The organism is Ruegeria sp. YTSA219, from assembly GCF_059609985.1.
In genome coordinates, this window is sequence record NZ_JBXWMT010000022.1 from 26,452 (window position 1) to 35,298 (window position 8,847).

Genomic DNA, 8,847 nt, shown 5'->3' on the forward strand with positions numbered 1-8,847 from the left:
TATTTAGGTCTCTTGTGCAACCGAGCGTCTAAAAAGCAGCAGACTTGTTGCCAGAAGGATCGCGCCCAAGCACGCCATCCATACAAACTCTGCCCAGACCGTCTCGATCCCGGCACCTTTGAAAATGATGGACTGACTGGCTGACATGTAGTGACGGGATGGGAGGATAGATGTTCCAATCTGAAGCCAGCCGGGCTGCCCTTCGATTGGCGTCTCTCCTCCTGACAGCATCAACATTGGAAGCACCGTCAGCATAACCAAAAGTGCGAATTGAGCCATTGAGCGCGCAATCGTCGCAAGAAACACCCCAAGCGCCGTCGCCGTGAAGAGAAAGAGAACTGTGCCAAATAAAAACAACACCTTCGATCCCGCGATGCTGATCCCCAGGAAGTCTTGCATAACAAAGGTCAGCGATAGGGCGGTCGCTACCAGAACCACCGCCGCGTTTGCCCAGATCTTGGCGACCGCAATGTCAAATGGAGTAAGCGGCATCGCCAGCAGGTGTTCGATTGTTCCATGCTCGCGCTCACGAATCATGGCAGCACCGGTAAGGATTGTGGTCAGCCACATGATCTGACCGATCAACGCGACGATACCGGCGAAACGAACAGTGTCGCGATTTGGATTAAATGCGCTGCGCACAATGATATCGATGGGCGGCGGGTCTAACAATTCTGCTCCGACGGCAAAGCGCCGGATCTCGGCGCTCAAGATATTGATGATGTAGTTCGCTCCAATTCCGGCCTGCTCCATCGCTGTCGCATCGATCAAAACCTGAATTTCTGGCGCGCGCCTGGCTCGAACATCTTTCTCGAACCCTGGTGGCACTGCGACTACGAACAGGAAATGCCCTGCATCCATCTTTTCGGCCCCGGTGCCCGGTGCGATCTGGACAACGGGTTGGAATTCAGGCGGAAAAAACGCTGAGGCAAGCGAGCGTGAAAGAGGCGAGCCATCCTCGTCGGCAAATGCAATGGATGCATTGTTGACCGAGTTTGAAACGCCCGTTGCCTCCATTACGGGCGCCAGCGTGAATGACCAGACAAGCAGCGCCATCATCACCCAGTCGCGCCGAAGGCTCATCATTTCTTTCAAACCAAGCCAGAATATGCGGGACAATCGTTGCATTCACTTCTCCTGCGCTCGGAGTAACAGTGCAGCGATCAAGGTTAGCGCGGGCCCGAAACAGGCAAGGGCCAAAAGGTCGGGGGCAAGTGCATCCCAGCTAAGACCTTTGGTGAACGCGCCGACGTTTAGATGCAGGAAATAGGAAGAAGGCCAAAGCGATCCAATCGTCTGAGCGCCGCCTTCCAACGTCGAGATCGGTTGTAGCAGCCCGGAGAATTGAATGGTCGGCACCACCGACGCGATAGCGGTGGCAAAAGTTGCGGCTACCTGGCTCGACGTTATGGTCGCAATAAGCAGTCCATAAGATGTGGTTGCCCAAACATATAGGAAAGCACCAATTGCAAGCGGCACCGGATTTCCTTTTAGGGGCACGCCAAAAATGAAGATCGTCATCGCTGCCAAAAGTAGGAAATTGACGAACGCTATCGCGATATAGGGGATCTGTTTGCCAACCAGAAATTCGAGCCGCGTCGTTGGCGTTGCGTAGAAATTGGTGATCGTGCCCAACTCTTTCTCCCGCGCGACACTAACAGCCATCAAAACGGCCGGCAGCATTATCAACAGGATCGCAGGCATGGCAGGGGCCATTGCAGCGATACTTTCAAAGCTTTGATTGTATCGGAAGCGCGGTTCGATGCGAGCGATTTCGACCGACTGCTCGCCACTTTGGCGGGCCAGTACTTCCAGAAACGTACTGTGAAGCCCGGCCACATAGCCCTCTATTGTCTCACCCTTGAACGGTATCGCACCGTCCACAATTGCCAAGACTTCAGTTGGCTCGCCGGCGCGCAGCTTGCGACCAAAATCGGGTGGAAGTTCGACAGCCAGCGAGATGTCTCCTTTGGCCAACCGCTCGCGGCCGTCTTCAAAACTGGCCAGTGGCACCGTGGGGTTGAAATAGCGCGAACCAGAAATCTCGGCGATATAGGTACGACTCTCAGGCGTTTGAGACAGGTCGAGTACCGCGAAATCCAGGTCTTCTATGTCCAGAGTGATCCCATAGCAAAAGACCAACATCAGGATCACCGAGCCAAGGAAAGCAAAAGCCAAACGGACGCGATCGCGCAGAACCTCGGTTGTTTCGCGCCGTGCATAGGCCAGTATGCGCCCGATACTTCCGGCAGCGCCCGGGTTGACAGCATCAACCGAAACATTGGGTGCTGCTACCGGCGCGGGCGGCTCAACGCTCTCCAGGACAGCGATGAACGCACCTTCCAGACTGTCCGACTGCGCCGTTGCGATCAACTCATCTGGTGTACCTTCAGCTAATACCCGGCCTGCATGCATGAAAGAAACGCGATCACAGCGCTCCGCTTCGGTCATGAAATGTGTCGAGACGAAAATCGTTACATCATCGTCTCGCGACAGCTCGATTAACAGCGCCCAAAACGAGTCGCGCGCCTCGGGGTCCACGCCCGAGGTTGGCTCATCCAGGATCAACACCCGAGGCCGGTGGATCACGGCGACGGCAAGGGAAAGACGCTGCTTGATACCCAGCGGAAGCGCCGACGCCAGCGTGCCCATATGTGCCTTCAGGCCGAAACGTTCGGCCAATTCATCAATGCGTTCCACACGATCCGTGATCGCAAAGATACGGGCGTGCAACTGGAGGTTTTGTTGAACGGTCAGCTCGCCATAAAGCGAGAATGCCTGGCTCATATACCCGATCTCGCGGCGCATCCTTAGATCGCGCGCATCCACCGGTCTGCCGAACAGCAGCGCCTCTCCCTCACTTGCTGGCAGAAGACCTGTCAGCATTTTCATGGTGGTTGACTTGCCGCAACCGTTTGATCCGAGGAAGCCAAAGATTTCGCCTCGGTGGATCGAGAATTCGACGTTGTCGACGGCAGTAAAATCGCCAAAGCGCCGGGTCAACCCACGCGCCGTGATCACCGGGTCTGCACCTTGATGATGCATAGGTACCTTGTTCGACACAAACCGGGGTTCCCCTCGTGCCTGTAGTTGCCTGTAAGATGTTTCAAGATCCCGGGCTTTACCCTTCAGCTTGGCAGGGGGGCCGTGAAATATCACCCGACCGGCATCCATCGCTACGATAAAATCGAATTGTTCAGCTTCCTCCATATAGGCCGTTGAAACCAGAATGGAGAGACCGGGCGTTTCTTCTCGGACCGCGTCTATCAGCGCCCAGAATTGGCGCCGCGACAGGGGATCAATTCCGGTCGTCGGTTCGTCCAGTACCAGAAACTTAGGGTCGTGGATCAGCGCACAACACAGTCCAAGTTTCTGCTTCATTCCGCCCGAAAGTTTGCCCATAAGCCGGTCCGAAAAGGGCGCAAGTCCGGTCGCTGACAGCAAGGCCGCGATCCTGATTTCACGTTCCTGTTGCCCCTGTCCGAAAAGACGTGAAAAGAACTCGAGATTCTCACGCACAGACAGTTCCGCGTATAAGTTGCGGCCCAACCCCTGCGGCATAAATGCGATCGCCGGGCACACGCGGTGACGGTGCGCGCGGTCACCTATCGATCCCCCGAGAACATCAATTTCCCCGGACTGAAGTTGCTTTGCGCCGGTAATCAATCCCAGCAGCGTTGACTTGCCAACCCCGTCTGGCCCGATCAATCCGATAAGCTGGCCAGTTGGCAGAACCAGCGAAAGGTTATCCAACGCAACATGCTGTCGGTACGTGTGTGTGACACCGTTGATGCAGAAACCAGATGAGCCCCCCTCTGCGCTCATTCGAACAGCTCGGGTGGAATTCGTCTATCCAGAACGTTTGGCCACGCGCCATCGGAAGTAAGTCGGATCACTGCAATGCCGCGAAGGCCGGTCTTCACATGCTCAATCCGCGCCGTAACCAAATCCCTGGGAATGCGAACCCGAACGCGAAACACCAGCTGCTCCCGTTCGCTCAAAGTTTCTACCTGCTTGGGAGTAAATTGAGCTTCGGGAGAGACGAAGGTTACGGTTGCTGGGATGGCAAATTCCGGCAACGCATCAAGCACGATGCGCGCCTCGGCACCGATGGGCAATAGCCCCGCTTCGCGTGCAGGCAGGAAGACCTCCATATAGACGTTTTCCAAACTGAGTAACGTCAAGATCGGTTCGCCCGCTCCAACTACCTCGCCGGGCTCGGCCAGTCGATACAGAATACGCCCCGGCATGGGAGCGATGAGAGAACCATCCTCTATTTGTGCCGCAATCCGGCGCACCTCGGCCTCTGCGGCGGCAATCTGGCTATCCGCCGTTGCAACCCGGGCCTTGGCCGCGCCCAGCACGGCATCCGCAACCTGAAACGCGGTTTCACGATCCTCAAAGACAGTCATCGAGATATTCTGACCGGCCAGCAACGCCTTGGCCCGGTCAAGCTCCTGCGAAGCGCGACGCTGCTGGCTTTCTCGCTGGATGACCACGGCTTCGGCTTCGTCCTTGGTTTGGCGCGCCAGCGCAACCTCGGCACTGGCACGGTCAAGGGCTGCAGATAATTCATCTGTATCCATTTCAACCAGCAGTTCACCCGAAGCAACCAGGCTGCCCTCTGCTGCCATGACCCGAGCAACGCGCCCGGCAAAGGTTGGAGCGATTTCTACTTGTTCAGCCTCGATCCGCCCATTGCCCTGTACAAACCCAGCCGGCAATTCATCACTTTCTTCTGCGACGAAAAAATAAACAGCTGCACCTGCAAGTAGGAGCGCTATGGCGGTCAGAATTGCGCGTACGTTCTTTCTCATGGCCCCGCGCACATTTGTTAATTTCCTATTCTAATTTAGCTTGCTCTCGACGTGATGCCTTGAGTTGGATCAAACAGGTTCTATCTGATGATTGTCCAAGTGCTTATCGGGTACGAAATTGCGGCACAGGTCTGGTTGTTGGCCCACATCCACGGCCCAATGAGGCTTTCGGGGTGTGACTCTCTATGACGGCTGCGCCAAATTGGTCGCAATGATGCGCAAGGGCAAGCATCCCGAAGTCGAAATAAATGCCCAGTTGTCCATCTGTCGTGTCAAAGCTCTTACGAGTCACGCTTCCAACGTTCAGATAAAACAAACACTGCGTCAGCGTTGCTGGCTGTCGTTCCTACTTCGGCAACATGAAGAACTCTTCAAGTACAATTTTCCCATCTGCTACCGAATAAACTGCGATCTCGCACAAGGTCATGTGTTGCCCTGTAGCCTTCTGCGTTACGTTAACCTTATATCGAACACCGAAGCGGTTTGGGGGATGAACATAGGGGCCATCCACGTCGAATTCGACGATTTCATGAGCTGCCAGCCAGTCCTCTCTTTTTCCCTTTATAGCATCCCGGCCCTTGGTGATGCGAAACTGTCGAACCGGAGGCACAACCGCCTCAATAGATTGAGCGTTTTCGGCATACATTTCACCAACGTTTGCAAGACCTCTGCGATCACGCATTGCCTGAACGAATGTTCGTCCAATCTCGACTAATTCTTCCATGATAGCCCCCCAATTTCAGCCTCAACTGTATCACATCGTACCTTTGCCAATCTTGACAGGGATCAATAAAACTAGATGTTCGCGAAGGATTTAGATCAGGATCGTGAGGACGACTTGCACAGTGGAAATGAGCGGCCCAATTCCCGGCGCCGTCTTCAGCCAGTGCGCTATTAGACAACGCCTTCAGAACCAACTGTTTCCGATCATTTCTCTCCGGCGGGTGCTGAAATCGAAGAAGCGGATCTTACCGATTTGTTCCGCCAAGATAAGCAAACCAATAGGCCAAGGCAACTCCTCCCGCCCCGCCGACAATGTTACCCAGAGTGACCCATAGCAGATTGGCCGCCGCTGCGAAAACCGGCACAGTTGCTCCCGCTGCCCAGCCCTGCGGGAAGAAATACATGTTGGCAATCGAATGCTCGAGCCCCAGCAACACAAATGCAGAGACGGGCCACAGGACCGCTAGAATTTTTCCGGCGACGCTCCGGGCGGCGAAGGACAGCCATACGGCAAGGCAGACCAGCCCGTTGCACAATGCGCCGCGGGCGAAAGCCTCCATCGGTTCCAACCCCGCTTTGGCATCGGCTACCATTATGGCAGTGCTACCCATCGGCCCCTCGAGCAAGCCGGTCAGGGCGAAGGCCAATGCAAGCCCAACGGCACCCACGAAGTTACCAACGTAGACGATGCCCCAACTTCGGAACAGCAGCCGCAGCGGTATCTTGCGATCGACCGCTGCGATCACCATCAAAACATTTCCGGTGAACAATTCTGCACCACCTGCGATCACCAGGATAAGGCCCAGGGAAAACACTGCTCCTCCCAGAACGCGGATCGGCCCCGAAGCGCTGTCTGCCCCCGTGACCGCCATCGTATAGGCCGCTGCGCCAAACCCTATAAATGCTCCAGCCAGCATCGCAAGAACGAACATGGGTGCTAGTGGCAGCTTTGCCTTTGCGACCCCGGCAGTCTCAACTAACGTTGCAATTTCAGCGGGTTTATGAGCATCGAACAGGGCCGGGGGGTTCATGTGGCGCTCCAGAGTTGGCACGAGTTTACGTAGCAGGAAGTTTAATCCTGTCTTCTGACCTTGAACTAACGCGCAAATAAAACCGGAAGCCTATCTGTTCCCTCTGAGTTCGGATAGTTCCTCCTAACACAGTTTGGCGCGCGGTCATGGCCATAGGTACCCATGAGATCTACTTCAGCTTCCGCTTTCGCGAGATCTCAACGCAGAACTTTTCGATCCTCATCGTTTAGCGCCGATTGGGGCCAAGTTTGAAAATCAGGCAACGGTTAGAACAGCACAAGTGGCATTCTGACTGATGCCTAGAGAGGTGCTCCCTTGAATTAGGCTCCCAATGCTTCCCAATCCACGGCGACCCGTCACAATCAGGTCAGCTTTGCATTGCTCGGCACATGCGATGATCTGGTCGACGGGATCTCCGCGTTGGGTATGCGTTTGCGAAACCGTCTGATTGTACTCTTCGACAATCTCTCTACCAGCGGAAATAATCTTGGTTGCTGCCTGATGCACCTCTTCGTCTGAAGGCATTGTCGTGACGGTGTGATAGCCAGCCAATGCGCCCATTGCGAACGCCACGGTTTGGGGCTGAGGTGTATGAACAAGGTGAATTTGGGAGCCATATTTGCTTGAAATATCACAGGCAACGCGCAGAGCTGCTTCTGACGCCTCAGATCCATCCAAGCCAACTACGATCTTTTTGAACATGTTGCACTCCCTCCTTAGTGAGGGGTTAGTATGGGCGAGCTTGAAGTAGTTAACTTTGACTCAAATCAACACTTTTCACTGCAGGTTCGAACGTAGTCGTCCGTCTATTTCTAGAAGATACACGGTAACTGAACCAATTTTAAAGAATGTTAGGAGTTGCAAACGGGTCGTCCCAAAGGGGCAACAGCGCATAATTATTGCGAAAAACCTCGCGCAGACGCTGCATTTTTTCAAAGGGTATCAAGTTAAGCCCAATGATAAAGATCAAGGGAAATGGCGAGAAGAATTGCTATTAGGGACGTGCGTTTCAGTTCGTTTGGCAAGGTTGGCAGATTGCCCACGACATGAGAATCAATCTTATTTCTGGGGAATACAACGATGCCTTCCTCTCCGCCTTGGGTTCGCCCAGTTACGATAGCCGCAGTACTCTTTGGTCTCCTGACCATTTTCTCAGGAGGAACAGCCCTGTTTGGGGGTGCTGCTGCCAGAGCTGCAGTCGGAGATGCAGTTCCATTCGTGCTTTGGTTCAATTTTCTGGCTGGATTTATCTATTTGCTAGGCGCTTTCGCGCTCTATAAATCCACAATCTGGGCACAACGAATTGCCTGGTTGCTTGGCTTATCTACACTATTGGCGTTCGTTGTTCTGATACTAGTGGCACTTAGTGGAACGCCGTTTGAATGGCGAACGGTCGGCGCAATGACCATACGCAGTGCATTCTGGTTAACTGTAGCTTTCGCGCTTTCCAAAACCGCATAAGCCAGCCAATGGGTGCCTCACCCGCGCCCAAATAACTTGGCAAGACAGGCACTTTTGATTGGGATCAAAGGTATTCCTCTCGGCCATCGCTCTCGCTGCTACAGTCCTATTCTGGCTGTAAATCAATGAGTCTGGAGCCTACGGAACCGTAGAAGGCTAAACGGCTAAGATTGCGCATTTATCAACGATGTAGCCAGAGAAACCGGTTACGAAACGAAGCTGATCAACGCCGGCGGTCACCCCCGCTGGTCGTGGTTTCTTGGCTCGTAGCCTATCGAAACGGGACGTTGGCAAATCTGAAATGGTGGCTTGCCGGAAGCACTGCGATCACCGTGTTGGCATGGGTCAACGTGTTCAATGAGGCTCAAATCAACGATTATCTAATCATGCAGATGTGAGACAATGACAAAACAAACTGTGGTGCTGGATAGCACTTTGACCTGCCCTCGGTGTGGGCACGTTGAAACCGAGAAAATGCCAACTGACTCGTGCCAGTGGTTTTATGAATGCAAATCATGCAAGGCAGTCTTGAAACCGTTAGAAGGCGATTGCTGTGTTTTTTGTTCCTACGCAACTGTCCCGTGCCCGCCAATTCAGTCAGGTGACTGCTGTTGTGGATAAGCGGGCCGCAACCGCAACATCCGAGAAAGGTGTTGATTGTCCGCATTGGCTCGTCGGCCAAAGTTTGCAAAGTCTGGTTTCTGCGCATCGCGACCATCAAACTCGCACAACTCTGCGCCAGTGCTGAGCCTCCCCAACTGAACTGGTCCCCCGTTATGTTTAGGAAACGGAGGACCTAGAATGGCAAACAAGCG

7 protein-coding genes are annotated in these 8,847 nt (G+C 54.1%); 1 reads left to right on the plus strand and 6 read right to left on the minus strand.

Annotated elements, in window-relative coordinates:
• Positions 1-3 precede the first annotated feature (3 nt).
• The 6 genes from AC2FFB_RS19480 to AC2FFB_RS19505 all read right to left on the minus strand — a co-directional run bounded on the left by AC2FFB_RS19480 (position 4) and on the right by AC2FFB_RS19505 (position 7,273).
• Entirely contained in the window at positions 4-1,128 is a 1,125-nt protein-coding gene (locus tag AC2FFB_RS19480; protein WP_496693696.1) for an ABC transporter permease, read from the minus strand.
• Positions 1,129-3,825 carry a ribosome-associated ATPase/putative transporter RbbA gene (gene rbbA / locus AC2FFB_RS19485; protein ID WP_496693695.1) on the minus strand — a complete coding sequence of 899 codons (2,697 nt, stop codon included), beginning with the start codon at positions 3,823-3,825 and terminating at the stop codon, positions 1,129-1,131.
• Positions 3,822-4,817: an HlyD family secretion protein gene (locus AC2FFB_RS19490; RefSeq protein WP_496875322.1), complete on the minus strand. Its 996-nt coding sequence runs from the start codon at positions 4,815-4,817 to the stop codon at positions 3,822-3,824. The genes rbbA and AC2FFB_RS19490 overlap by 4 nt, the downstream gene beginning before the upstream one ends.
• A gap of 346 nt (positions 4,818-5,163) precedes the next feature.
• The gene (locus AC2FFB_RS19495) at positions 5,164-5,541 is read right to left on the minus strand and encodes a SnoaL-like domain-containing protein (protein ID WP_496690567.1); all 378 of its coding nucleotides are present in this window, start codon (positions 5,539-5,541) and stop codon (positions 5,164-5,166) included.
• Positions 5,542-5,785: 244 nt separating this feature from the next.
• Entirely contained in the window at positions 5,786-6,571 is a 786-nt protein-coding gene (locus tag AC2FFB_RS19500) for a formate/nitrite transporter family protein (RefSeq protein ID WP_496690568.1), read from the minus strand.
• 255 nt (positions 6,572-6,826) lie between these two features.
• The gene (locus AC2FFB_RS19505) at positions 6,827-7,273 is read right to left on the minus strand and encodes a universal stress protein (protein ID WP_496875323.1); all 447 of its coding nucleotides are present in this window, start codon (positions 7,271-7,273) and stop codon (positions 6,827-6,829) included.
• A 1,161-nt stretch (positions 7,274-8,434) separates the two neighbouring features.
• Between AC2FFB_RS19505 and AC2FFB_RS19510 the strand changes: the two genes are divergently transcribed.
• Positions 8,435-8,653: a GDCCVxC domain-containing (seleno)protein gene (locus AC2FFB_RS19510; protein ID WP_496690570.1), complete on the plus strand. Its 219-nt coding sequence runs from the start codon at positions 8,435-8,437 to the stop codon at positions 8,651-8,653.
• Positions 8,654-8,847 lie beyond the last annotated feature (194 nt).

Excerpts from the sequence above, each read along its gene's own strand:
- AC2FFB_RS19495 (WP_496690567.1), bottom strand. The coding sequence starts at position 5,541 with ATGGAAGAATTAGTCGAGATTGGACGAACATTCGTTCAGGCAATGCGT.
- rbbA (WP_496693695.1), bottom strand. The coding sequence starts at position 3,825 with ATGAGCGCAGAGGGGGGCTCATCTGGTTTCTGCATCAACGGTGTCACA.
- AC2FFB_RS19490 (WP_496875322.1), bottom strand. The coding sequence starts at position 4,817 with ATGAGAAAGAACGTACGCGCAATTCTGACCGCCATAGCGCTCCTACTT.
- AC2FFB_RS19500 (WP_496690568.1), bottom strand. The coding sequence starts at position 6,571 with ATGAACCCCCCGGCCCTGTTCGATGCTCATAAACCCGCTGAAATTGCA.
- AC2FFB_RS19510 (WP_496690570.1), top strand. The coding sequence starts at position 8,435 with ATGACAAAACAAACTGTGGTGCTGGATAGCACTTTGACCTGCCCTCGG.
- AC2FFB_RS19505 (WP_496875323.1), bottom strand. The coding sequence starts at position 7,273 with ATGTTCAAAAAGATCGTAGTTGGCTTGGATGGATCTGAGGCGTCAGAA.
- AC2FFB_RS19480 (WP_496693696.1), bottom strand. The coding sequence starts at position 1,128 with ATGCAACGATTGTCCCGCATATTCTGGCTTGGTTTGAAAGAAATGATG.